Here is a 23,971-nt window from a genome sequence, read left to right on the forward strand (position 1 = left end):
AAATATTCTTTGTAGTCGGTACACACTTATACGAGTTCCACGTAGTGTCAGGTAATCATGGCCGCGATAGACGAAGACAGTCCGGCCGAGACTGAGGGGCACGACCTCGAACAGTACGTGGACAAACGACTGTTCGACGACAGCATCGGGACGCTCGCAGACCACGTCGCGAGGAAGGCAGCGCTCGGGGACACCCGCCGGTACGCCATCCTATTTCTGCTCGGAGAGCGCGGCGAGATGGCACGAAAAGAGATTCAAGTGGCTGTCGCCGACAGCAGTTTCGACCTGAGCCACCACCTCGGCGAACTCGTCGACGTCGGGCTCATCTCGCGGACCGGTGCGCCCGAGGGCGCAGACGGCCGCCAGACCTTCTACAAAATCACGCACCTGGGACAGCAGGAACTGGATGCAGATTATCGAAACGTGACGGGCCACGACCCCACCGAATAAGACCGGCTCGAAGCGCTCGCGACAGCAGATGGCTGACTCGCCACGGTAGTTTTATCGACACCAGTTGAGTAATCAACAGTATGGAAGAACGGTCCCTCCTCGTCCTCATCGCCCAGCAACTGCTCCTCGGGGCGATGGTCATCCTCGGTGTGTTGTGGATTTACCTCGCGATTCGGTTCATCCGCGCGTTCGAGCAGATTGCCTCGGCGCTCCAGCAAATCGCAGAAAAAGAACGGGCCTGAGCCGATTACTCGTCTCGCCCGCGCATCCCCGGGGCGTCGCTCACGTCTACGTCAGCAGGTTCCTCGGTATCGCCACCCTTTCTGAGTTCGCCCGCTCCATCCTCTACGTACACGTCGTCTGCGAAGCCAGCGATGGCGATCTCGTACTCGGCGGTTTCGAGTTTCGAGAGGGTCTTCGGGGCCTCGGGGACACCTGTTGGCGGGGCGAACTCGCCGAGCGGGTCGTCGATGGTGATGTCGTACTGCTTGAAGAACGTCTCGTAGCGCCGGTAGTGGGCTTCGAGTTCGTCCCCGGGAATCTCCATCATTTCGGTCCAGCCGTGGTTAAAGAAGTCGAAGTTGGCCTGGATGTGCGTGATTTCCCGGGCCTCGGCCTCGGGGAACCCAGCGTTCAACCCGGCGACGTAGGAGTCCATCGTCGCGTCGAAGAAGGCATCCAAGTGGTCGCGACGCGCCTCGCGGTGCGCCTCATCTGCTTTCTTCAGGAAGATGCCCGTGTGCAGGTCGACGAGTTTCCCCGACACGACCTCACCGACGACGGGCATGGTTAGCGCCTGCTTCGCGGCGAAGTGGCGAACGTTCTGACGGAGTTTCATCGGGAAGGGGTTAGGACTGGTCAGTTAAAATCTCTCGCCCGCACACGCGCTCGCCTGTGACCGCATTGGCAGGTCACGAAGATAGCAATTCACATTAACCCCCGAAACGAACCTTCCTGCCATGACCGAGGCGTACGTCATCATCGGCGACGGGATTGCGGGTAGTTCCGCAGCCGAGACAATCCGGCAGGAAAAACCGGATGCGGAAATCATCGTCGTCACTGATGAGGGTGAGGCGCTGTATAACCGCATTCTGACCAAAGAGTTCGCGAAGGGCAAACTGCCCGAAGCCCCCATCTCGATCCACGACGAGACCTGGTACGACGAGCGCGATATCACGCTCAAACTCAACACGCTCGTCACCAAAATCGACCGCGAGGCGAAAGAACTCGTTACCCACGAAGGCGAGACCATCGAGTACGGCAAACTCCTCCTCGCGACGGGCGGCACCCCCACGCAACTCCCCGTCGAGAACTCCGATGCCGAGGGCATCCACCACTTCTGGACCTTCCAGGACGCCCGCAACATCCGCGAGCACGCGGAGACTGCGGAGACAGGCGCCGTCATCGGGGCCGGTCTGCTTGGCATCGACCTCGCGGCCATCTGTGCGGCCCAGGGCGTCGACGCGAACTACCTCATGCGCGGGAACGCCTGGTGGCGCTACGCCCTCTCGGAGCAGGGTGCAGAAATCATCCACGACGCGCTCGACGAACGCGGCGTGACCCCCGTCTTCCAGTCCGGCGTCGACCGCTTCGAAACCGACGACGACGGCAAGGTCGTCGCCACCATCGACCCGAACGGCGAGCGCTACGAGAGCGACTTCGTCGGCATCGCCATCGGCCTCGACTTCAACACGGAACTCCTCTTAGAATCCGGTCTCGAACTCAACGACGGTATCGTCGTCGACCAGTACATGCGCACCGAGGACCCGGACGTGTACGCCGCCGGGGACATCACGCGCTTCTACGACGTGATTTTAGAGGAGTACGCCCAGAACGGCGCGTGGGGCAGTGCGAAACAGCAGGGCATGGTCGCCGGGAAGAACATGGTCATGGAGGCGGAGGGCGAACCGAGCGAGGACGAACTCGAAGAGTTCCGCTGGGTCTCCTCGTACTCGATTACCCACTTCGACTTCCCGTTCCTCTCCTTTGGCCACCCGACGCTCGGCGACGACGAAGCCGAGATGAAGTACTCGGACACCGAGTGGCGGCGTCTCGCGTTCAAGGACGGCAAAATCGTCGGCGGCGTCCTCATCGGCGACCTCTCGCCGCAGGGCAAGTACAAGAAACTCATCCGCGAGCAGGCCGTCGTCGCAGACCAGAAGGACATCCTCATGGAGAAGATGTTCGACCCAGAAAAACTCGCGACGCCGACCGAACAGTAGTACCCAACCGAAGCCGTTTTCGCCCGCGCTGTCTGAATGCAGAATATGAGTACCGACGGTGAGATGACACTCGCGTTCGAGCTCGAAGCCTTGAAAGAGCTCGCTGCGCCATCGGAGGCGTTCGCCGACGCTCGGACCTGGAGCAAGTACGTGGGCGTCGTCTCCGAGAAACCGACGTACGTCGTGACGAATTTCACGCGCAAGAACCGCATCCGCCAGGACTTCTTCTCGGGACCACGCGGGAAAGAAGAGAGTCTGGAGAACGTAAAACGCCAGTTCGACACCCCGCGCCACGTCTTCGTCGGCACGAACGACGAGGACCGAGCACTCGCCGAGAGCTTAGAGTGGGAGTTCCTCCACGTCGAAGATGCCGCAGAGGCCGCCGGGTGGCCGCTCGCGAAAGACGAGCCGGAAGCGGAGACAGAAGAACCAGTCCGCGACGACTGGCCCTGACAGAAGACGTATTCCCGCGATTTCGAAAGTCGAAGGCGATGGCTCGCACCTATCCCGACTGCGACGTGGCGATGGAGAAGTCGGAGCACAGAACGAGTTACGAGGGTGACGGCATCCGCGTGGACACGGACGGTGGCATCCTCGGCAACGTCCTCCAGTTAAAAGGAAAGTACGTCGGTTGTTACGTCTGCCCCGCGTGCGGGCTGGTGCGCTTTTACGCCGGTTCGTGAGTCGTCATCGTTGTCTTCGCGTTCCGACCCAGGAAAGTCCCTTTTCGAGAAGCACCCCGCTTGCCGCGACAGCGAAGCAGACGACCAGAAACGCGGCCACTAGTTCGAGACTCTGAGCCGAGGTGAGCCTGGATGCACCCAGCGCGAGGGCGAACAGGACACTCGCCATCAGCACGATTGGGACGACGTAGTACTTGAACGCCCAGTGTTCGTCCAGAAAGAGCGAGCATCGGTGTGTCGTTTTCGCAACCAGGTTGCGCACCCCGAGCATGCCGTGGTCGATGCTATCAGCAAACAAATAGTTTCGGGTGAGGCAACTCGCACCCGCGGCGTTTAAAAGTCCCAAAGTCCAACGAACGCCCATGTCAGAACCGCGCGTGCCCGGAAGCCGGGACGCCAGCCTCACGCTCGCCTGTGGCGAGTCGGTGGACGTTCGCCAATTCGACATGGGGATGCGTGAGTTTACCTGCGACTGCGGCGAGGTTCACGCCATCGTGATGGACGTCCACCCGCTTGGTCGATTCGTCCCCGAGTTCCTCGAAGCGGTCCTACAGGAGACCATCGACACCGCCTCCGGGGCGGAGTTCGGCACGCTCCACATGATGGGCATCGTCAAAGAGGAGTTCCCCAAGAAGGTCGTGAGCAAGGACGTCTCGAACGACGGCCAGTTGGGCTGTTCGATGCTCTGGGTGAGCCACTTCGACGACAGACGCCTCCACGAAATCGTGGTCGAACTCATCATCGAACTCATGGAACACGCCGTGAGCCACGCAGAAGACGATTCTGCGATGAGCGAGTTCGAAGAACAGATGCTCTCGTTCGACGTGGCCGAATTTGTCGAGGAGTATCGCAGCCAACGCGACTTCCACTCGGCGACCGACCAGCCGGTTTGACGTTTATTTCCCCCTATTTTTGACAGATGATAAGTCGTATCGGTTTCACTACCGGTGTGACTAGCAATTTTGTATGAAGAACCCGTATTCTGACGTATGCAACCAGAGGGGGGTGACTTCGAGCGAATTCGCGCAGTGCTGGCTGAGGTGGAGCCTGAGGGACCACTGACGGCGAAGGAAATTTGTGCGATACTCGCGGACCACGGCGAAGAAATAGAGAGTGCCCACAGGGTCGCGACGGTGCTCGGCCGGCGCGCCCAGCGAGGTGACATCGAGGTCATCGAGGGCCAGCCCTATCGCTATCGCCTCTCGGATCTCGCCTGAATGAACCCTGAGACGGCGGAACACGGAGAGTGGCGACCATCGCAACCGTATAGTTCGAAATTCGAAATTTGGCTTCGGGATTCGTAATTTATCGTCGGACTTATTACGATGTACGGACTTGGCCCGAATAACCAATGACCGACGGAGCCGACCGGACGATTCTTTTGATCGGGAGTGGGCCAATTCAGATTGGACAGGCAGCGGAGTTCGACTACTCCGGCGCACAGGCCTGTCGCGCGCTACAGGAAGAAGGAGCCCGAGTTGTTCTGGTTAACTCCAACCCGGCAACCATCATGACCGACCCGGAGATGGCAGACGCAGTGTACTTAGAACCGATTACCACTGACGCCATCACCGAGATTATCCGCAAGGAGCGCCCCGACGGCGTCATCGCCGGGCTTGGCGGACAGACCGGACTCAACGTCACCGCAGAACTCGCAGAGGAAGGCGTCTTAGAGGAGTACGACGTCGAAATCATGGGGACACCCCTCGACACGATTTACGCGACCGAGGACCGCGACCTGTTCAGACAGCGCATGGAGTCGATTGGGCAACCAGTGCCGCGCTCTGAGACCATCGACGACATCGACCAACTCGAAGCCGCCGTCGATGCGGTCGGGGGCCTCCCCGTCATCATGCGCACGACCTACACCCTCGGTGGGAGCGGGTCGGGCGTCGTCTCCGAGATGGACGAACTGAGAGAGCGCACGCGCAAGGGCCTGCGCCTCTCGCGCAACAACGAGGTGCTCATTACCGAGTCTATCGCCGGCTGGATCGAACTCGAATACGAAGTGATGCGCGACGCGGACGACTCCTGTATCATCATCTGTAACATGGAGAACTTAGACCCGATGGGCATCCACACCGGCGAGTCCATCGTCGTCACCCCGAGTCAGGTCATCCCCGACGAAGGCCACCAGGAGATGCGCACCGCGGCCCTGGACGTCATCCGCGAACTCGGCATTCAGGGTGGCTGTAATATCCAGTTCGCGTGGCACGACGACGGCACGCCCGGCGGGGAGTACCGCGTCGTCGAAGTGAACCCGCGCGTCTCGCGCTCCTCCGCGCTCGCCTCGAAGGCAACGGGCTACCCGATTGCCCGCGTGACCGCGAAGGTCGCCCTCGGCAAGCGCCTCCACGAAATCGAGAACGAAATCACCGGCGAGACGACTGCCGCCTTCGAACCGGCAATCGACTACGTCGTCACGAAGATTCCGCGCTGGCCCAAGGACAAGTTCCCCGAGGTGGACTTCACGCTCAGCACGGCGATGAAGTCGACGGGCGAGGCAATGGCCATCGGGCGCACCTTCGAGGAGAGCTTCCTCAAGGCGCTTCGCTCGACCGAGTACGAACCGAGCGCAGACTGGGCCGAGGTTTCAGACGACGAACTCGAAACCGACTACCTCATCGCCCCGTCTCCCGACCGCCCGTTCGCCATCTTCGAGGCGTTCGAGCGGGGCTACACAACCGAGCAAATCTGTGAATTCACGGGCATCCGCGAGTGGTACGTAGAACGCTTCGAACGCATCGCAGAGGCCACCGTCGCCGCCCAGAATGGCGACTTCGCGAAGGCCGCACAGGCCGGCTACACGAACGCACAGGTCGCACAGATTGCGGGTGTCGGCGTAGACGAAGTCGAAACCGTCGCCCCAGAACGCACCTACAAACAGGTGGACACCTGCGCGGGTGAGTTCGCCGCGAGCACGCCGTACTACTACTCCGCTCGCGACCCAATCAGTTCGATGCGCCACAACGAGGTGCAAGTAGACGAGGACGTAGAGAGCGTCGTCGTGGTCGGCGGCGGCCCCATCCGCATCGGGCAGGGCGTCGAGTTCGACTACTGTGCGGTTCACGCCGTCCGCGCGCTGCGCGAGATGGGTATCGACGCCCACGTCGTGAACAACAACCCGGAGACGGTGAGCACGGACTACGACACCTCTGACGGCCTGTTCTTCGAACCGATTACCGCAGAGGAGATTGCGGATATCGTCGAACGCACCAACGCGGACGGCGTGATGGTCCAATTCGGTGGCCAGACCTCCGTCAACGTCGGTCACCCACTGGAGGAAGAACTCGAACGTCGTGGCTTAGACTGTCAGATTCTCGGCACCTCCATCGACGCGATGGACTTAGCGGAGAACCGCGACCGCTTCAACGCGCTCATGGACGACCTCGACATCGCCCAGCCAGAGGGTGGCACGGCGCGCTCTGAGGCGGAGGCGCTCGACCTCGCTCGCGACCTGGGCTATCCGGTGCTCGTCCGTCCGAGCTACGTGCTCGGCGGCCGCGCGATGGAAATCGTCTACGACGACGAGGAACTGAAGACCTACATCGAGGAGGCCGTCCGCGTGAGTCCGGACCAGCCGATTCTCGTAGACCAGTTCCTCGATGGCGCAGTGGAACTCGACGTGGACGCCGTCGCAGACGGCGAAAACGTCCTCATCGGCGGCATCATGGAACACATCGAGACGGCGGGAGTCCACTCCGGCGACTCCGCGTGTATGATTCCGCCGCGCTCGCTCGATACCGACCTCCTGAAGCGCGTCCGCGAGGTGACGACGGACATTGCGCGCGCTCTCGAAACGATAGGCCTGCTCAACGTCCAGTTGGCCGTCAAAGACGGCGAGGTGTACGTCCTCGAAGCGAACCCACGCTCTTCGCGCACCGTCCCGTTCGTCTCGAAGGCGACGGGCGTCCCAATCGCGAAGCTCGCGGCGAAGGTGATGGCCGGGAGCTCGCTCCCGGAACTCGGCGTCGAAGAGCAGGTGCCAGAGCACGTGAGCGTGAAAGAGGTCGTCCTCCCATTCGACCGCCTCGAAGGAAGCGACCCACGGCTCGGTCCGGAGATGAAATCGACCGGCGAAGTGATGGGCTCTGCGCGCTCGTTCCCGAAGGCCTACGAGAAGGCCCAGTCCGCCGCCGGACAGGAACTCCCCGAGAGCGGGACCGTCGTCTGTGACCTCGACGTAGACGGCTTCGACGCCTTCTACGACGTGGCCGAGTTCGACGACGCGCCTGCCGCGATTCGCAACGGCGAGGTCGACCTCGTCATCTCAGACGACGTGGCGACGCTCCAGCAGGCCGTCACCGAAGACGTGCCGTACTACTCCACCGCAGAGAGCGCGAACGCCGTGCTCGAAGCGCTCGCGGCCCGCGACGACCCACTCGACGTAGACGCCGTCGAGAAGCGCCCAAAGCAGGTGCGCAACTGGGGCGAATAACTGCCCAACGTAGAAAAGGCCCGGCGACCTACGGGCAGTGATGGTCGCCACGGACCCCATCGTCCTCTCACAGCAGTTTCTCGAAGCCGTAAAGAGTGGCGACGCCCGCGGTCGATACCGCGAGGCCCTCTGTGCGCTCTCTGGAACCACGCTGGACGAGCGCCTAGCCGACGACGACCACAAACTCGCATTCTGGCTGAACGTCTACAACGCCATCGTCCAGTGCTGGCTTCGAGAAACGCCAGCGACCTTCGAAAATCGAAGGGCGTTCTTCGGCACCGAGACGTTCTGCGTGGCTGGCGAAAGCCTCACCCTGGACGACGTCGAACACGGGATTCTCCGGCGCTCACAGACGAAGTACGGTCTCGGATACATTCCCAACCCGTTTGCGAGTGGCTTCGAGAAACGACACCGACTCGACGCACGCGACCCGCGAATCCACTTCGCGTTGAATTGTGGGGCGAAGAGTTGTCCGCCGATACGAAGCTACGACCCCGAAACAGTAGACGAAGCGCTGGACCGGGCGACGGCTCACTCCCTCGAAATGGAGGTCCGCCACTACCCAGAGAAGGGCTTCGCCCGCATCCCGCGCGTCATGCTGTGGTTTCGCGGCGACTTCGGCGGAAAGGCGGGCATCTACGACCTCCTGCACAAATTCGGCGTCGTTCCGAGAACCGACCGGCCCCGGTTGCAGTACAGCGACTGGGACTGGACGATGGCGCGCAACAACTTCTCAGAACAGTCTCAGTAGATGAGGTAGAAGCCCGCGACGTGGAACCAGGCGAGGCCCTGGGCGACGGCGAGGACCACCATCGCGAGCACCGTCGGGAGTGGATTTTCCGTTTTCGTGTACGTGCTAGCCCCCCAGGCGAGCAGCGGAACGATGGCGTAACTTGCGAGCGCGACGGGTCGCGGGAGGACGCCGCCCGTGAACGCCGCGAGCGCCACGAACGTCGCGAGCACGCCGCCGAGATAGAGGCGTCGCAGCCACCGCGGTGAGAGGCGCGTGGCGAGCGTGCGCTTGCCGACCTCGGCGTCCGCCTCGCGGTCGGGCCACATGACGGCGAGCAGGTTTACGAAGACGAGGATGGAAAACGGGACCGTGGCGAGCAGCGCCGTGCGGCTCAGGCCACCCGCGGCGACGGCGACGCCGTACTGCGGGAGCACGAGGCCGCCCACGACGGCGGTGTCGAGTTCGCCGAGGCCGCGCCACGCGAGCGCGACCGGCGGGAGCGAGTACGCCCACCCGAGGAGGGCCCCGAGAGCGAGCAGGCCGACGGCGGGCCGCGAGAGGAACTCCTCGGTGTAGAGGTAGCCAGTGACCACCACGCCGACGAGGAGCGTCCCGAGGGCGAGAGACAACGCGAGCTTCGGCGTGAGGCCAGTTCTCGGAAGCGCTCCGCTTCCGCCCGAGAACGGGGTACGCGTCGTCAGCGCATCCGTCTCGTGGTCTGCGTACTCGTTTACGTAGTGGATGCTCGCGGCGGCGGGGAGGAGGGCGGCGAGGCCAGCGACGAGCGTGCGCGGGTCGTACGCCGCGCCGCTCGCGTACGCGATGGCTACGCCGAGGGCGTACACCCACGCCACGAGCAAGAGGTGGGAGGGACGGCTCATCGCGAGGACGGCCCACGCGATGGTAGACGGAGCGCGGTCCATATCGGGGGAACTGTGTACGGGTAAATATCGCCTTCGAATCTCGGAATCTCCAAAATTCGAGAGTGTTGGCACTCAGTACGGCGAAAAACGGAAAGAATGTTCAGCTCAGTCGCAGGTGACGAGGCGACGTGTTGACTTCGCCATCGCGAGCACGTCGTCGAAGAAGCCGAGCGTGTCGTGTGGGCCAGGGTGGGCCTCTGGGTGATACTGCCGGGTGAGGATGTCGAGTTCCTCGTTTTCGAGTCCCTCAGGCGTGTCGTCGTTCACGTTAATCTGCGTCACGTCTAGGGTGTCACCGGGGTCTGCGACCGTGTAGCCGTGGTTCTGCGTGGTCATGACGACCTGCTTCGTCTCGAGGTCGAGCACCGGCTGGTTCACGCCGCGGTGGCCGAAGGCCATCTTCTCGGTCGTGCCGCCGAGCGCGCCCGCGACGACCTGCTGGCCGAGGCAGATGCCGGCGATTGGCAGGTCGGCCACGAACTCGGTGACGAGCGCCTGGGCGTCCGTGAAGTTCGCCGGGTCGCCCGGCCCGTTCGAGATGAACAGGATGTCCGGGTCCACCGCGGTCACGTCTTCCGGCGTCGCGTCGTAGGGCAGCACCGTGACTTTCGCGTCGCGTTCTGCGAGCGAGTCGATGATGCTCCCCTTCGCGCCACAGTCGACGAGTGCGACCGAGGGGCCGTCGCCGTCTGCGTTCACGACTTTCGGTTCGGTAACGCTCACCTGCGCGCCGATGTCAGTGTGTTCGCTCATCCCCTTGCACTCGTCGAGTGCTTCGAGTGCTTTCTCCGGGGAGGCGTCGGGTCCGGCGGAGATGCCACACTTGATTGCCCCGCCTTCACGGATAGTGATGACGAGGTCGCGTGTGTCGATGTGGTCCACCGCGGGCACGCCTTCGGTGGCGAGCCACTCGGCGACGTCGTCGGTCAACTCACGGGCGACGACGGCGCGAGGGTGGACCCGGTCGGACTCGAATCGCTCCGCTCGGACGCCATAGTTACCGATGAGTGGGTACGAGAACGTCAGGACCTGTTCCTCGTAAGAGGGGTCCGTGAGGCTCTCCTCGTAACCGGTATAGGCTGTTGTGAAAACCAGTTCCCCGCGGGCTTGTCCAGGAGCACGCGACCGCGCCTCAACGACGCGACCGCCCTCCAGTGCCACGTAGGCGTCCGACATTACGAGATGCGTACGAAAGCCCCCACCATAAGTGTTACTTTCGTAGAATCGCTACGAATTTCGTAATCGTCAAGTGTTGCCACGGTGTAGGTGCTAATCTCACGATGGACGCGCTTGACCGAGAGATACTGAGCATCCTGCGACACGACGCCCGGACGCCCTACACGGAGATCGCCTCGAAGGTGGGTACCTCCGAAGGAACCGTCAGAAATCGGGTCGAGCGGATGCTCGCAGACGGGGTGATAGAGCGATTCACCGTCACCACCCGGACGGGGAACATCAAGGCCATGATTGAGGTGCGCGTTGCCGTGGACGTGGACACGCGCACGGTGACGGACAAGATGGCCGAATGGGAGGAGGTCGACTTCGTCTGGCAGGTGTCCGGCGAGGAGGACATCGTCCTCATCGTGGACGCCGCAGACACGCAGGGGGTAAACGAACTCATCACACAGGCCCGCGAGATGGACGAAGTCGTGCGGACGAAAACGAGACTGATTCTCGACGAGCGCCTCGGCTAGTTGTCGGATTCCTGTGGCGGGTCGCCGATGCCGGGCGAGGAAGCGTCGGGGGGCGTCATCCAGCCCTTCGCGCCGTGCGTGAGTTTGTACCCTCGGTGGGCGAGTCGGTTGATGAAATTGATAGAGACGTGGGGTTCGACCCGGCCATCACGAATGGCCGCGACGATGTTCTCTGGCGTCGGTTCTTCCACATCGACTTTCGTGTACGCGCGGCCAACTTCGATAGGATAGTGTGCGTCCGAGCCACCGACCAGCGGGAGATCACGTTTGCGCGCGAGGCGACGCACCCACTCGTGGGTTCGGGGATGTTTGCCATTGATTTCGATGGCGTCGAAGTCCGCTTTCACGTCACGGACCGTGCTGTTGCGGTAGGGGTGGGCGATGATGGCCGCACAGCCGCGTTCGTGGGCGATATCGACGACCTGCTCGGGTGTGAGTTCCCCGGGAATCGTCTCCATCGGCGGGTCTGGCCCGACGACAAGGATATGTCCCTGAGAAGAAGAGACTTCGATACCAGGGAGGATGTCCACCGACCCCGTGTCGAACGGCGTGTAGTAGTCGTGGTTCGTCGTCGCCACCGCGTCGAGCCCTCGCATCGAGGCCGCCTTCGTGAGCAGGCGAACCCCAATCGGGTCGAAGGCATCGCCGAGATTACGATGACCGTGAAAGAATCGGGTATGAGAGTGGAGGTCGATGGCGTACACACCTTTCTCGTAGGGCCAACAGCCCTTTTGTCTTCTGGCGCGTGATAGCGGTCAATGTCCCGCGTACTTATCTGCAACCCGAACAGCGGGAGTGGGAACCACGTCGCCCAAATCCGAAAACTCGCCGACCAGCACGGCTTCGATCTCTACGAAACTGATGAGGAAGGCGACACCAAAGAATTCGCCCGCACGCTCGGCCCCGACGCAGAAATCGTCGCTGCCTGCGGCGGCGACGGTTCGGTCAACGAAGTCGTCGCCGGCCTCTACGAAGCCGACGCCCTCGAAGACACCACACTCGCCGTGATTCCCTGTGGGACGGGGAACAACTTCGCCGGGCAAATTGGGATTACGGATATCGAAACCGCCTTCGACGTGATCGAGCGCGGCGAGGCCCGCAAAATCGACCTCGCCCTCGCGAACGGCCGCCCGTTCGTGAACTCCTGCGTATTCGGCCTGACCGCCGAAGCGAGCGCGAACACCACACCCGAGATGAAAGCGAAGTACGGCGTCCTCGCCTACGTGTTCACGACGTTCCAGACGATCAACTCGTTCGAGGGAATGCGCCTCGTCATCGAGACAGACCACGAAGTAGCCGACTCGTGGGCGGGCGAAGCGGTCGTCGCACTCATCGGGAACGCCCGCCGGTTCCCCGCGAGCGGGGGGACGCAGGCGAACGTCGAAGACGGCCTGCTCGACGTGACGATAGCCGAGGAACGACCGACGGCCGAACTGATGGGCGAGGCGGCGATTTCGCGCTTCTTCGGCGGCGAGACAGACCACATCCACCGCCTGAAGACGAAATCGCTCACGGTCTCAGTGCTAGATGGGACTGGCCACTTCAGTCTGGATGGCGAGATGCTCGAAACCGACCGCCTGACAATCGAGACGCTGCCACAGGCGCTCTCGGTGTTCGTCGGCGAGGGGTACAAACCGGTTCCAGAAGACGCGTAGGACGGAATTCGGTTTTTTTACCGACGACGAGGTGCGCGTATGGTCACCCTCGCAATTGCCCCCAAAATGAAGTTCATCGCAATTCTCGCACTGGCCGTCACCCTCTCACTTTGCTACGTCGCGTACCGAATCGTCCGGCGATTCCGGGAGTAAACCTATCACCTCCGCGTCCAATGTCTGCCCATGAGCGACGCGCGGCGAATCATCGTCCGAAACCCCAACAGCGGCGACCGAAAGCGCAGCAAACGCGCCGCAGAAATCGGGGAGCAACGGGGGTACGAGGTGTGGAACAGCACGAAGAAAGGTGAGACACACACCCTCGCAAAGGAGGCCGCAGAGGAGGCCGACATGGTCGTCGCCTGCGGCGGGGACGGCACGCTGAACGAAGTGGTTCGAGGGGTAGACGAAGCGAACGCCCTCTCCGACGTGGAGATGGGAGTGGTTCCAGCAGGGACAGGGAACGATTTTGCGGACAACATCGGCATCAAGAGCGTCCCGCACGCCTTCGAGGTGCTGGATAGCAAGAACGTCCGCAGCCTCGACCTCGGGTGGGCGGAGGAGCGCCCGTTCATTAACTCCTGTGTCGCCGGCGTCACGGCGGAGGCGAGCGCCGCGACCACGCCCCAGCAGAAGCGACGCCTCGGCGTGATGGCGTACGTCCTGAACACGCTGGAGAAGACCCAGAGTTTCGACGGCCTGAAAATCGACGTGCGAGCGAGCGAGGGCGGCGACGTGCTCTGGTCGGGGGAAGCAATCATGATTCTCATCGGCAACGGCCGGCGGTTCCCCGGCGAGCAGGTCAAACAGGCAAACATGGAAGACGGCCTGATGAACGTCGTCATCATCAAGCGCGCGCCGACGCTGAATTACCTGACCCGCGGGGCCGCAGACCGCCTGCTCCAGCGCGGAGCCTCCCATCTGACGCGCATCAAAGTTCCCCAACTGCGCCTGACCCACGAGGGCGACCCGGTCCACTTCAGTCTGGACGGAGAGATGCTGAAACTGAACAAACTGTCCGCGCGCAGTCGCCGTGGCGAGATGCGATTCCACGTCGGGCCGACCTACGACCCCAACCCGGAGGAGTGGGGCACCCGACCGAATCCGAAGGGTGTTTGAAAGGGGTCGTTGTCTGTATCAGCATGAGTACGACGAAATCTGCGGCCGAATCTGAGGCGGAGGGCGAGTCTACGGGTGAACTCCACAAAAACGCGATGCAGGACGTTATCGCAGTGGACGAGGACGACACCGAACTCGAACTCGTAAACCGTCTCGATGCTCACACCGGCGACGGCATCCGACACCGCGCGTTCACCGCGCTCGTCTTCGACGGCGACGGCAACATTCTGCTCGCACAGCGCGCCTTCAACAAGCGCCTCTGGGACACCTACTGGGACGGCACCGTCGCCTCCCACCCCGTCGAGGGCCAGACCCAGGAAGAAGCCACCCGCGAACGCTTAGAAGAGGAACTCGGCATCACGCCCGACCAGTACGACGACCTCCGGGTCACGGACAAGTTCGAATACAAACGCTACTACGAGAACGAGGGTCTCGAATGGGAAGTCTGCTCGGTGCTCAAGTGCACCCTCCAAGACAAAAGCCTCGACGTGAACGACGAGGAAGTGGCCGGCCTGATGTGGGTCCCCTACGAGTACCTGCACGAGAACCCACGATTCTACCGCCAGCTCCGTCTCTGCCCGTGGTTCGAGATTGCGATGCGGCGGGACTTCAACTAGCACCTGCACCTTTTTGGGCGCGAGCCATAAACGCTCGCGCGAAAAACGCGCCCGAAAAAGGGTTGCGAGCACTCCGTGCTCGCACGAAGACGGTTCTGCAATCGACGTTTACTAACATTCAACAGCGCCGCCTCCGCCACAGCCTTTTCTCGCTTCCGCGCCTCTCACAGCCATGGACGGCGTCGAACTCTACGATTCACTCGACGGACAGGTCGCACTCGTGACGGGGGCGAGCCGCGGCATCGGCGAGGAGGTAGCGGCGGTGCTCGCAAGTCACGACGCGACCGTCTACGCCGGGGCGCGGGACGTGGCCGACGTAGATGCGCCAGACCAGCACCCAATTCTGCTCGACGTGACCGCAGACGACCAGATTCAGGCGGCTGCAGAGCGAATTCGAGACGAGCACGGGAAACTCGATATTCTCGTGAACAACGCCGGCGTGGTTGGAACGGGAAGGCCGCTTCACGAGCAGTCGATTGAGACCATCGACGAGACGCTCTCGGTGAACCTTCGGGGTGCTGTGCTGGTCGCTCGCGCCACGCTCCCACTGTTGCTCGAAACCGAGGGGCCGCGCATCGTCAACGTCTCGTCTGGGATGGGCGCACTCGGCGAGGGCATGTCTGGTGGATATGGCCCGTACCGCATCTCGAAAGCCGGGATTAACGGGCTCTCAGCGTACCTCCACGGCGAGTACAACCGTCGCGGGTTGATGGCCAACGCCGTCTGTCCCGGATGGGTGCGCACCGACATGGGCGGGCCGGGGGCCTCGCGCAGCGTCGCGGAGGGCGCAGACACCCCGGCGTGGCTGGCGCGGTTCGCCCCCGGCGGCCCCTCTGGGCGGTTCTGGCGGTCGCGTCGAGTCATCGACTGGTAGTTTCGGAACCTTCGTTCGCCATCAAAGTTACCCGTCTGTTTGCCCTATCGTGACGTATGCAGCGCGTCAACCCGGCCACTGGCGAAGCACTCGAACCGATTTCCGAGGACACGGACGACGTGGTCGACGAAGCCCTCGACAACGCGCAGGAAGCGTTCGACGACTGGCGTGACGTCCCCATCCTCGAACGCCAGCAGTTGCTCGCAAACGCCGCGGAGGTGCTCCGGGAGAACAAACAGGAGTACGCAGAGATGATGACCCGGGAGATGGGCAAACCGATTACGGCCGCCATCTCCGAGGTCGAAAAGTGCGCGTGGGTCTGTGACTACTACGCAGAACACGCGGGCGAACACCTCCAGGACGAAGTCATCGGCAGCGAACCCCACGCCCGGTCGAAAGTCTCCTACGAGCCGCTCGGGGCGGTCCTCGCAGTGATGCCGTGGAACTTCCCGTTCTGGCAGGTGTTCCGGTTTGCCGCCCCGCACCTGACCAGCGGGAACGTCGGGCTGCTCAAACACGCCTCGAACGTCCCCGAATGCGCACAGGCCATTGAGAACGTGTTCCGCAAGGCAGGCTACCCCGAGGGCGTCTTCCAGACGCTGCTCGTCGGGTCGGACCAGGTCGCGGACATCATCGCAGACGAGCGAATCACGGCCGTCACGCTCACCGGGAGCGAGGCCGCCGGCCGGTCGGTGGCCGAGAACGCGGGCAAGAATTTGAAGAAGACAGTGCTCGAACTCGGCGGGAGCGACCCGTTCGTCGTCCTCGACGACGCGGACGTGGACACCGCCGCGAAGGTCGGCGCGCGTGCGCGTACCATCAACTCGGGACAGTCGTGTATCGCGGCGAAACGGTTCATCGTTCACGAAGCCGTCTACGACGAGTTCATGGAGAAATTCAAAGCGGAACTCGAATCGCTCACCATCGGCGACCCGATGGACGAGGATACCGACATCGGCCCGCAGGCGCGTGAGGGACTCATGGAGGACCTCCACGAGCAGGTCACAGAGAGCGTCGAGGCCGGGGCGACCGTCGAACTCGGCGGTGAGCCGATGGACCGTGACGGCTTCTACTACCCACCGACGGTGTTGACCGACGTGCCCGACGGGTCGCCCGCGGCCGAGGAAGAGGTGTTCGGCCCCGTCGCGTCTGTATTCAAAGTCGGAGACGAGGCAGAAGCCATTCGCGTGGCCAACGACACGAACCTCGGTCTCGGCGCGAGCGTCTGGACGAGTGACCTCGAACGCGGCGAACGCGTTGGCCACCGCATCGAGGCCGGGTGCGTCTTCGTGAACGAACTCGTAAAATCCGACCCGCGTATCCCCTTCGGCGGCGTCAAAGACTCCGGCTACGGGCGCGAACTCTCGCGGGACGGCATCCTCGAATTCGTCAACCGCAAGACGATGTGGATTCAGGACGCAGACGGCGACGCGGAGATTTCACTCTCCGAATAGTCGAAAAAGCGGTCGGGAAACCGACCAAAATTTACTCGCGGCGAACCGCGAGGTTCTGCATGACGCCGCCACACTCGGGACACGGCGTGCGTGTGGTGGCCTCCATGCGGTGACCACAGTCCATACACTCAAATGTTTGTGCCATGTGGTAACATAACTCAGTTTGAGGTAATAATTATTCGTAGACTACGGGCAGACTCTCCCAGCCGGTGGAATGATGGCGCAGTGATGTGAATAACGACTCATGAAGGCCTCCGACTTGCTCGTCGAGTGTCTCGCGGTAGAGGGTGTGGAGTACGTGTTCGGCCTGCCGGGGGAAGAACTCGAAGACGTCCTGTTCTCGCTCGCGGATTCGTCGATCGAGTTCATCCCAGTGCGCCACGAACAGGGCGCAGCGTTCATGGCCGACGTCCACGGCCGACTAACCGGCCACGCGGGCGTCTGCATGGGGACGCTCGGCCCGGGGGCGACGAACCTCCTCACGGGGGTCGCAGACGCCCACCTCGATAAGAGTCCGCTCGTCGCGATTACGGGGCAGGGCGGGCGCGAGCGCCTCCACAAGGAGAGTCATCAGGCGCTCGACATCGTTCACATGTTCGAACCCGTCGTGAAGTGGAACACGCAGATAGGTGAACCAGAAATCGTGAACGAGTCGGTTCGCAAGGCGTTCAAACTCGCCGAGTATCAGAAACCCGGCGCGACCCACCTCGAGTTCCCCGAGGACGTCGCGGGGGAGGCCACGGATGCGACGCCCCTCGAACAGCGCGAGCGAATCCGGCGGCCCGACCCGGACGCAGCATCTGTCGAGCGCGCGGCTGAACTGCTCTGTGGAGCCGACAGACCGCTCATTCTCGCCGGCAACGGAGCCGTGCGCACGCACGCCGGGGACGTCCTCCAGCAAATCGTCGCCAAGACGAACGCTCCAGTCGTCGCCACCTACATGGGGAAGGGGGCGATTTCTGACGACGACGACCACTCGCTCATGACCCTCGACTCGGGGTCGAACGACGAGGCCCACGCCGTCATCGAGCGGGCGGACGCCATCCTCGCCATCGGCTACGACATCGCGGAACACGACCCGGAGAAGTGGAATCACAGTCTCGACAAGGCGGTGGTCCACCTCGACCACGAACCGGCGGAGGTGTACGAACACTACAATCCGGACGTAGAACTCGTCTGTGACATCACAGCCGGCCTGCGCGCGCTCGGAGACCATCTCGACACCTGTTCGACGGACGACGACTGGTACGCAGCAGAACGGGCGGCAATCATCGACGAGGTGCTCACGAAACCAGCCGCAGACGACGGGTTCAGCGTGGCGGGAGCCCTCCCGTACCTCCGCGAAGCGATGGACCCGGCGGACGTGCTCATCTCGGACGTGGGCCACCACAAGATGGTCATCGCACAGAACTTCCCCGCCTACGAACCGAACACGACCATCATCTCGAACGGCCTCGCGACCATGGGCATCGCCGTTCCCGGCGCGGTAGCAGCAGACCTCGCCGTCGATTCGAACGTCGTCGCCGCGACGGGCGACGGCGGCTTCCTGATGAACGCCGCAGAAATCGAGACAGCGACGCGACTCGACTGTGGGTTTACGATACTGCTGTTCAACGACAACGACTACGGCCTCATCTCGCGAAAACAGCGAGAACACACGGGCAATTCCTTCGGCACGCACCTCACGAATCCCGACTTCGTCAGGTTCGCGGAGAGTTTCGGCATCGACGCCTATCGACCGGCGACGTGGGACGAACTCGAAGAGACACTCGAACGAGTGGTTCCGTCCGACGATATGGCACTCGTGGAAGTGCCTTACTCCCGGTAGTCAGGGACGAGTCGTCGCCCAGACGGCGAGCGTCCCGAGCAGGAACGCCGGGATGAGCGGGAGAAACAGGTAGGTGTCGCGGTAGGAGAGGCCGAGGCTCACGACGAAGTCTTCGGCCGCTGGTAAGAGGAGAATCAGCCCCGGAATGACGAGAAACGAGACGACGACGACGCCCACGAGAATCCAGCCTCGCCAGCTGAAATCCCTGTCTTCGGCCTGCTGGCTGGCGGTTTCGTCCTCGCTGTCGAACGCCGCTGGGTCGTGGACGTAGCGGTCGTCGGCCATCAATTGTACTGGGAGTCCGGAACGACTACAACCTTCCCAAATCCATCGCGATTTTCGAGCATCTCGTGGGCGCGTTTGACCTCACTCATCGGCAGCACCTCGCGGATGTGCGGGCGGAAGGTGCCGTCCCAGACGAGCGGGAGTACGTCGTCGGCTTCCCCGGGCGTCCCCATCGACGACCCGAGAATCTGCAGTTGGTTCCAGAAGATGCGATTTAAGTCCGTCTGCGGGTGGCGTCCGAGGGTGGCTCCACAGGTGACGAGGCGGCCGTTTTTCGCGAGGCTCTTTATCGAATCCTGCCACGTCGGGCCGCCGACGTGGTCGACGATGACGTCCACGCCACGCTTGTCGGTGAGTTCGTAGATTTCGCTTGCGTAGTCCGTCTCCTCGTAGTTGAGGACGTGGTCTGCGCCACACTCTGCGGCGAGTTCGAGTTTCTGGGAACTGGAAGCGGTGGCGAACACCTCCGCACCGGCGTATTTCGCAATCTGAATCGCGGCGTGACCCACCCCGCCGCTGGCCCCGAGTACGAGCACTTTCTCGCCGGGTTCGAGTTCGGCGCGCGTGATGAGCATTCGCCACGCTGTCTGGAAGACGAGCGGGGCGGCCGCCGCGACTTCCCACGAGACGTGTTCGGGGACGGGGACGAGATTCTCCGCGGGCACGGCGGCGAGTTCGCTGTGGACGCCACGGGTGTGCTCGCCGAGGACGCCAAAGTCCTCACACAGCGAGGGGTCGCCATCGCGACAGAACTCACAGACGCCACAGGAGAGACCCGCCGTGACCGCGACGCGGTCGCCCGGTTCGAATCTGGCCACGTCCTCGCCCACCGCATGAACGATGCCCGCGCCGTCGCTGCCGGGGATGTGGGGCATCTCGAGGTCGAGGCCGGGAAGGCCCCGTCGTGTCCACACGTCGAGGAAGTTGAGTGCACCTGCCCGCATTTCTACGATGACTTCGTCGCGGGCCGGGTCGGGGTCCGGGAGTTCGCCATACTGCAGTACGTCGCGGTCGCCGTGTTCGTCGAAGTGTACCGCCTTCATGTGACAGCAAGGCACGCGGGGGGGCAAAACAGTACGGTCTGCGGAAAGCGATGACAGGTCGGGTCTACGGACAGTCATCGTGGGATAGCATACCACGATATTTCCTGACGACGCATACGTTTCTCTGGGTGAAGGAAATGGCAAGTAAAGCGACACGCCCACTCGAATCGAACGCCGACATCGTGCGAGCACTCTGGGAAACGGGAACGTACGGCGATTACAGCCTCGTAGACCAGTACGTCGCAGACGACTACGTCGAACACAGCGCCTTCGAGTCAGAACCGATTCGCGGCCGCGACGGCTTCCGCGCGAACATAGAGGAGATGCGAGCAGCGTTCTCCGACATCGACCTGACGATCGAGGACATCTTCGCCGCAGGCGACGAAGTAGCCCTTCGATGGCGCCTCAACGCGAAGCACACGGGTGACCTGCGCGGAATCGCGCCGACGAACAAGCCCGTCGAAATTTCGGGCATCGAAATCGACCGCTTCGAGGACGGCAAGGTCGTCGAGGCGTGGAACCAGTTCGACAGTCTCGGCATGCTCCAACAGATGGGGGCACTTCCAGACGAGATGGGGAGCTGACGGAGAAGTTCAGCCTTTTTTGACGTCCACAGAATCACGCATACGAGTCTATCGCCTGAAACGACCTAGCATGTACTGGGTGAGGGAAATGGCAAGCAAAGCAACGCGCCCAGCGGCATCGAACGAAGAGATTGTCCAAAAACTGTGGAACACGCTGAACACGGGTGATTACAGCGTCGTCGACGAGATTATCGCAGAATCGTACGTCGAACACAATCCGACAGAACCGGAATCGATTCACGGACGCGAAGGGTTCACAAAGAACGTAAAACAGTACCGTGAGGCGTTCTCCGACCTCAATGTGACCATCGAAGACATCGTCTCCGAAGGGGACATGGTGGCCACGCGCTGGAAGGCAGTCGGTACCCACGACGGCGAGCTCGCCGGCGTTCCGGCCTCCGGCAACCACGTCGAGGTAACGGGTATCGAAATCGACCGTATCGTAGACGGACAGGTCACAGAGGTCTGGACCAACTTCGACGTGCTGGGGATGATGCGCCAGATGGGCGCCATCCCGGACGAGACGGGGAGCTAATCGCCACTTTTTGCCCCGATAGTTTTTGTACCGAGACGAGTAGACCCAGCCATGGCCGAGCAGAAGAACGCCGACACGGGACACGGACACGACTACGAATCACACCACGACGGACACGGCCACGACCACGAGCACGGTCACGACGACCACGAACATGGACACGACGCCCACACGCACGGCCATGACGACCACAAACACGGTCACCACCACCACGACGTAGAGACGGTCGGCGTCGCCATCGTCACCGTGTCCACCACTCGGTCGCTCGACGACGACCCCGCGGGTGACGCGATAGCCGAGGCGTTCGAAGGCGCAGGGCACACCGTCGCCACCCGCGAACTCATCGACGACAACTTCGATGGGATTCAACAGACCGTAGACCGCCTCGTCGGCCGCGACGACGTGAACGTCGTGGTGACCACCGGCGGGACTGGTGTGACGCCCGACGACGTGACAATCGAGGCTATCTCGCCGCTGATGGAGAAGGAACTCCCTGGCTTCGGCGAACTGTTCCGACGGCTCTCGTTCGACGAGATCGGCACCCGCGTCGTCGGAACCCGCGCAGCCGCAGGTATCGCCGACGGAGTCCCCGTGTTCGCCCTGCCAGGAAGCGAGAACGCCGCATGTCTCGGCGCGAACGAAGTCATCGTCCCGGAAGTGGGCCACCTCGCTGGCCTCGCAAAAAGAGACGCGTAGGTTCGCTACCGGGGAACCGGCTGTTTGAGCACCGATTCTACCGGTTCGTCGTAGCGACCTTCGAACGGTTTTTCGACGGCGACTCCGCGACCCGTCGCCTGTTTGAACACCGGGTCGAGTGCCGCGGTGTGGTAGTCGTCGGTCAACACGACGACGCGCGAGAACTGCGGACTGGTGTACTGGTCGAACAGCACGTCACCGAGTTGACGCTGGATGCGCTTTACCCACTGCATCTCCTCGAACGGGTCGAAATCCGCGCGGGTGACGTCGTAGCTCTGTATCTGCCTGTTCGGGTGGATAACCCCGTGTTTCGCCGAGACAATGACCCACGAGTCGCAGGTTGCCTCTGCGTACTCGCGGCACGTCTGAAAGTGGTCTGCCGTATACTGGTCGCACGCAGACCGAGTCCCACCCCGCTGTGCTGCACCCCCATGGACAATCGCAATGGATGCCATGTTTTAATCCATCGGGAGCGAGTAGTAAAAATCTAGCCTGTGACTGCCCAAACAGTCACTCTCCGGAGATATTTCAGCCGATTCTACTACATTGCGTGTGAATACCTCACAAACGATATCGTCTGCCCCAACGTACTATTTACTATGGCACGGGTAGAAGCATCGACGACTGTTCAGGCCCCGCCTGCGTACGTCTGGGAGGTATACAGTGACGTGGACCGCTATGCGGAACTGTCCGCGGCGTTCACAGACCGAGTCACCTACGTCAGTGACGGCCCCGTCGGTAAGGGGACCATCTACCGCGAGTACGGTGGTGTCGGCCCGATAAAAGACGAAAGCGAGTGGGTGATAACCGCGTTCGACCGGCCGACCCGACAGGTCCACGAAGGCGACCTCGGCGTGATGCAACCGGTGCTTACGGCCACTTTCGAACCAGTCGGTGATGCCACCCGCGTCCACCAGTCCATCGAATACGAATTCCTGCCCCGGATTCGCCCAGTCGGGCGCATCGTCGAAGCCCTGTTCGTCAATCGGTCGATGAAACGCGGTTTAGCCGACACGCTCGCGAATCTGAAGCGGATGGCTGAGCAGGGATACGAGGCGGAAACGACGACGGACGCGCCTTGACCGCCGACTGCCAACTGTTTTTGCGGTGACGGCGGAAAGACGTGCATGGACAAACAGGCCCTCCGCGAGCGCGTCTGGGACGCCCTCGAAGCAGAGGGAATCGCTCGATTTCCGTTTCCGCCACACGGGCGGATTCCGAACTTCGACGGCGCACGCGAGGCGGCAGACCGACTCGCTGAAACCTCCGAGTGGCAGGACGCGACGGTCATCAAGGCGAACCCCGACTCACCACAGCTCCCCGTCCGGCGGCGGGCACTCGCCGAGGGGAAACTCGTCTACATGGCCGTCCCGCGCCTGCGCGACGAGCAGTGTTTCGTCCGCCTCGATCCGGCGACCATCGAGGATACCGACCGCGCCGCCGCCATCTCGCACATGGACGAGTACGGCACGCAGGTCAGCCCCGACGAAATCGACGGTATCGGCCTCATCGTCTCCGGAAGCGTCGCCGTCACCGAGACGGGCGCACGAATCGGGAAGGGCGAGGGGTACAGCGACCTGGAGTACGCCATCCTCCGCGAACTCGGACTCGTGGACGACGACACGCCCGTCGTCACGACGGTTCACGAACGCCAAATCGTCGACGAGGCCGTCGAAGTCGGTGCCCACGACGTGTCCATGGACCTCATCGTGACTCCTGAGCGGGAGATTCGCCCCGAGCACGGGCGGAAACCCGCGGGTATCGACTGGGGCCTGCTCTCTGCAGACCGCATTGAAGAGATTCCCGTCCTCCAGCGATTCCGTTAGCTCGGGAACGGCGCGAGCGTGGCCGTGAAGTAGACTGGTTCGTCCGTCTCGTTTCGCGCGCCGTGGAGAACGCCCCGGTCGTGGAAAACGACTCCGGGAGCCTCGATTTCCTCTTCTTCGTCGTCCTGAATCACGGTTATCGTGCCTTCGAGAATGTGAAAGACGTTCGAGGACGAATCGTGTGGGTGTGGTTTCAGTTCCGCACCGGGGCCGAGGGCGAACAGTTTGACGAGCGCGTCGTCGGAGACGACGAGTTCCTCGGTCTGGACTTCGCCCACGTCGGGTTCGGGTTTCGTGAATCGGTCGAGTGACATA

Annotated in this window: 31 protein-coding genes; 21 read left to right on the forward strand and 10 right to left on the reverse strand. The window is 62.5% G+C overall.

The features are described 5' to 3' along the window. Positions 1-57: 57 nt before the first annotated feature. Together P0648_RS14375 and P0648_RS14380 are read left to right on the forward strand one after the other, a co-directional pair. Complete coding sequence (locus P0648_RS14375) at positions 58-450, forward strand: helix-turn-helix transcriptional regulator (RefSeq protein WP_276246576.1); 393 nt, start codon at positions 58-60, stop codon at positions 448-450. A gap of 80 nt (positions 451-530) precedes the next feature. Next, positions 531-692: a hypothetical protein gene (locus tag P0648_RS14380; protein WP_277504455.1), complete on the forward strand. Its 162-nt coding sequence runs from the start codon at positions 531-533 to the stop codon at positions 690-692. 5 nt (positions 693-697) lie between these two features. Here the strand turns inward: P0648_RS14380 and P0648_RS14385 are convergent, their stop codons facing one another. Next, complete coding sequence (locus P0648_RS14385) at positions 698-1,288, reverse strand: DUF6149 family protein (RefSeq protein ID WP_276246574.1); 591 nt, start codon at positions 1,286-1,288, stop codon at positions 698-700. A gap of 121 nt (positions 1,289-1,409) precedes the next feature. Here P0648_RS14385 and P0648_RS14390 point away from each other — a divergent pair, with 121 nt between their 5' ends. The 3 genes from P0648_RS14390 to P0648_RS14400 are packed head-to-tail and all read left to right on the forward strand — an operon-like array spanning position 1,410 to position 3,355. Further along, positions 1,410-2,672 carry an NAD(P)/FAD-dependent oxidoreductase gene (locus P0648_RS14390; protein WP_276246573.1) on the forward strand — a complete coding sequence of 421 codons (1,263 nt, stop codon included), beginning with the start codon at positions 1,410-1,412 and terminating at the stop codon, positions 2,670-2,672. 45 nt (positions 2,673-2,717) lie between these two features. Next, complete coding sequence (locus P0648_RS14395; RefSeq protein WP_369685662.1) at positions 2,718-3,125, forward strand: hypothetical protein; 408 nt, start codon at positions 2,718-2,720, stop codon at positions 3,123-3,125. Between the two features lie 38 nt (positions 3,126-3,163). Then, positions 3,164-3,355 (forward strand): hypothetical protein, encoded by a 192-nt coding sequence (locus tag P0648_RS14400; protein WP_276246571.1) that lies wholly within the window; start codon positions 3,164-3,166, stop codon positions 3,353-3,355. Between the two features lie 4 nt (positions 3,356-3,359). On the opposite strand, the gene P0648_RS14405 is transcribed toward P0648_RS14400, so the two are convergent. Continuing rightward, on the reverse strand, positions 3,360-3,626 hold the full coding sequence (locus tag P0648_RS14405) for a hypothetical protein (protein ID WP_276246570.1): 267 nt from the start codon (positions 3,624-3,626) through the stop codon (positions 3,360-3,362). Between the two features lie 91 nt (positions 3,627-3,717). On the opposite strand from P0648_RS14405, the gene P0648_RS14410 reads away from it, so the two are divergent. The 4 genes from P0648_RS14410 (at position 3,718) to P0648_RS14425 (ending at position 8,544) form a co-directional block, all read left to right on the forward strand. Then, positions 3,718-4,248, forward strand: a complete 531-nt coding sequence (locus P0648_RS14410) for a DUF5815 family protein (protein WP_276246569.1) — start codon at positions 3,718-3,720, stop codon at positions 4,246-4,248. Positions 4,249-4,344: 96 nt separating this feature from the next. Beyond that, positions 4,345-4,572, forward strand: a complete 228-nt coding sequence (locus tag P0648_RS14415; RefSeq protein ID WP_276246568.1) for a hypothetical protein — start codon at positions 4,345-4,347, stop codon at positions 4,570-4,572. A 134-nt stretch (positions 4,573-4,706) separates the two neighbouring features. Then, a complete protein-coding gene (carB, locus tag P0648_RS14420; protein WP_276274808.1) occupies positions 4,707-7,793 on the forward strand; it encodes a carbamoyl-phosphate synthase large subunit in 3,087 nt (1,028 codons plus the stop codon). Between the two features lie 40 nt (positions 7,794-7,833). Next, positions 7,834-8,544: a DUF547 domain-containing protein gene (locus P0648_RS14425; protein WP_276246566.1), complete on the forward strand. Its 711-nt coding sequence runs from the start codon at positions 7,834-7,836 to the stop codon at positions 8,542-8,544. Here the strand turns inward: P0648_RS14425 and P0648_RS14430 are convergent. Both P0648_RS14430 and carA read right to left on the reverse strand, forming a co-directional pair. After that, entirely contained in the window at positions 8,538-9,449 is a 912-nt protein-coding gene (locus tag P0648_RS14430) for a prenyltransferase (protein WP_276246565.1), read from the reverse strand. The genes P0648_RS14425 and P0648_RS14430 overlap by 7 nt on opposite strands. Before the next feature lie 105 nt (positions 9,450-9,554). Then, positions 9,555-10,625, reverse strand: coding sequence for a glutamine-hydrolyzing carbamoyl-phosphate synthase small subunit (gene carA, locus P0648_RS14435; RefSeq protein ID WP_277504460.1), 1,071 nt, complete (start codon positions 10,623-10,625; stop codon positions 9,555-9,557). Between the two features lie 104 nt (positions 10,626-10,729). Between carA and P0648_RS14440 the strand changes: the two genes are divergently transcribed. After that, complete coding sequence (locus P0648_RS14440) at positions 10,730-11,143, forward strand: Lrp/AsnC family transcriptional regulator (RefSeq protein WP_276246563.1); 414 nt, start codon at positions 10,730-10,732, stop codon at positions 11,141-11,143. Here P0648_RS14440 and P0648_RS14445 read toward each other — a convergent pair. Continuing rightward, positions 11,140-11,847 (reverse strand): CehA/McbA family metallohydrolase, encoded by a 708-nt coding sequence (locus tag P0648_RS14445; RefSeq protein ID WP_276246562.1) that lies wholly within the window; start codon positions 11,845-11,847, stop codon positions 11,140-11,142. The genes P0648_RS14440 and P0648_RS14445 overlap by 4 nt on opposite strands. A gap of 54 nt (positions 11,848-11,901) precedes the next feature. On the opposite strand from P0648_RS14445, the gene P0648_RS14450 reads away from it, so the two are divergent. The 5 genes from P0648_RS14450 to P0648_RS14470 all read left to right on the forward strand — a co-directional run bounded on the left by P0648_RS14450 (position 11,902) and on the right by P0648_RS14470 (position 16,859). After that, positions 11,902-12,798 carry a diacylglycerol kinase family protein gene (locus tag P0648_RS14450; RefSeq protein ID WP_276246561.1) on the forward strand — a complete coding sequence of 299 codons (897 nt, stop codon included), beginning with the start codon at positions 11,902-11,904 and terminating at the stop codon, positions 12,796-12,798. A 183-nt stretch (positions 12,799-12,981) separates the two neighbouring features. Beyond that, positions 12,982-13,914 carry a diacylglycerol kinase family protein gene (locus P0648_RS14455; RefSeq protein WP_276246560.1) on the forward strand — a complete coding sequence of 311 codons (933 nt, stop codon included), beginning with the start codon at positions 12,982-12,984 and terminating at the stop codon, positions 13,912-13,914. Between the two features lie 23 nt (positions 13,915-13,937). Beyond that, a complete protein-coding gene (locus P0648_RS14460; protein WP_276246559.1) occupies positions 13,938-14,531 on the forward strand; it encodes an NUDIX domain-containing protein in 594 nt (197 codons plus the stop codon). 172 nt (positions 14,532-14,703) lie between these two features. Continuing rightward, a complete protein-coding gene (locus tag P0648_RS14465; protein ID WP_276246558.1) occupies positions 14,704-15,405 on the forward strand; it encodes an SDR family NAD(P)-dependent oxidoreductase in 702 nt (233 codons plus the stop codon). A 56-nt stretch (positions 15,406-15,461) separates the two neighbouring features. Continuing rightward, positions 15,462-16,859, forward strand: a complete 1,398-nt coding sequence (locus tag P0648_RS14470) for an NAD-dependent succinate-semialdehyde dehydrogenase (RefSeq protein ID WP_277504463.1) — start codon at positions 15,462-15,464, stop codon at positions 16,857-16,859. Between the two features lie 31 nt (positions 16,860-16,890). Here P0648_RS14470 and P0648_RS14475 read toward each other — a convergent pair whose 3' ends face one another. Next, positions 16,891-17,004 carry a rubrerythrin-like domain-containing protein gene (locus P0648_RS14475; protein ID WP_276246556.1) on the reverse strand — a complete coding sequence of 38 codons (114 nt, stop codon included), beginning with the start codon at positions 17,002-17,004 and terminating at the stop codon, positions 16,891-16,893. A 99-nt stretch (positions 17,005-17,103) separates the two neighbouring features. Here P0648_RS14475 and P0648_RS14480 point away from each other — a divergent pair, with 99 nt between their 5' ends. Then, positions 17,104-18,687, forward strand: coding sequence for an acetolactate synthase large subunit (locus tag P0648_RS14480; RefSeq protein WP_276246555.1), 1,584 nt, complete (start codon positions 17,104-17,106; stop codon positions 18,685-18,687). Here the strand turns inward: P0648_RS14480 and P0648_RS14485 are convergent, their stop codons facing one another. Both P0648_RS14485 and P0648_RS14490 read right to left on the reverse strand, forming a co-directional pair. Further along, the gene (locus tag P0648_RS14485; RefSeq protein WP_276246554.1) at positions 18,688-18,972 is read right to left on the reverse strand and encodes a hypothetical protein; all 285 of its coding nucleotides are present in this window, start codon (positions 18,970-18,972) and stop codon (positions 18,688-18,690) included. Beyond that, positions 18,972-20,015 (reverse strand): zinc-binding dehydrogenase, encoded by a 1,044-nt coding sequence (locus tag P0648_RS14490; RefSeq protein ID WP_276246553.1) that lies wholly within the window; start codon positions 20,013-20,015, stop codon positions 18,972-18,974. The genes P0648_RS14485 and P0648_RS14490 overlap by 1 nt, the downstream gene beginning before the upstream one ends. A 137-nt stretch (positions 20,016-20,152) precedes the next feature. Here P0648_RS14490 and P0648_RS14495 point away from each other — a divergent pair, with 137 nt between their 5' ends. The 3 genes from P0648_RS14495 to P0648_RS14505 all read left to right on the forward strand — a co-directional run bounded on the left by P0648_RS14495 (position 20,153) and on the right by P0648_RS14505 (position 21,830). Further along, complete coding sequence (locus tag P0648_RS14495) at positions 20,153-20,599, forward strand: ester cyclase (RefSeq protein ID WP_276246552.1); 447 nt, start codon at positions 20,153-20,155, stop codon at positions 20,597-20,599. 88 nt (positions 20,600-20,687) lie between these two features. Further along, the gene (locus tag P0648_RS14500) at positions 20,688-21,134 is read left to right on the forward strand and encodes an ester cyclase (RefSeq protein WP_276246551.1); all 447 of its coding nucleotides are present in this window, start codon (positions 20,688-20,690) and stop codon (positions 21,132-21,134) included. Between the two features lie 51 nt (positions 21,135-21,185). Then, positions 21,186-21,830 (forward strand): molybdenum cofactor biosynthesis protein B, encoded by a 645-nt coding sequence (locus P0648_RS14505; protein ID WP_276246550.1) that lies wholly within the window; start codon positions 21,186-21,188, stop codon positions 21,828-21,830. 5 nt (positions 21,831-21,835) lie between these two features. Here P0648_RS14505 and P0648_RS14510 read toward each other — a convergent pair whose 3' ends face one another. Then, complete coding sequence (locus P0648_RS14510; RefSeq protein ID WP_276246549.1) at positions 21,836-22,285, reverse strand: DUF6884 domain-containing protein; 450 nt, start codon at positions 22,283-22,285, stop codon at positions 21,836-21,838. A gap of 144 nt (positions 22,286-22,429) precedes the next feature. Between P0648_RS14510 and P0648_RS14515 the strand changes: the two genes are divergently transcribed. Both P0648_RS14515 and P0648_RS14520 read left to right on the forward strand, forming a co-directional pair. After that, a complete protein-coding gene (locus P0648_RS14515; RefSeq protein ID WP_276246548.1) occupies positions 22,430-22,912 on the forward strand; it encodes an SRPBCC family protein in 483 nt (160 codons plus the stop codon). A 45-nt stretch (positions 22,913-22,957) separates the two neighbouring features. Next, a complete protein-coding gene (locus P0648_RS14520; protein ID WP_276246547.1) occupies positions 22,958-23,656 on the forward strand; it encodes a 5-formyltetrahydrofolate cyclo-ligase in 699 nt (232 codons plus the stop codon). Here the strand turns inward: P0648_RS14520 and P0648_RS14525 are convergent. Next, positions 23,653-23,970, reverse strand: coding sequence for a cupin domain-containing protein (locus P0648_RS14525; protein ID WP_276246546.1), 318 nt, complete (start codon positions 23,968-23,970; stop codon positions 23,653-23,655). The genes P0648_RS14520 and P0648_RS14525 overlap by 4 nt on opposite strands. Position 23,971: the final 1 nt, after the last annotated feature.

Origin of the sequence: Haladaptatus sp. DYSN1, from assembly GCF_029489995.1 — an archaeon.
In the GTDB taxonomy this organism is placed as follows: Archaea; Halobacteriota; Halobacteria; order Halobacteriales; family Halococcaceae; genus QDMS2.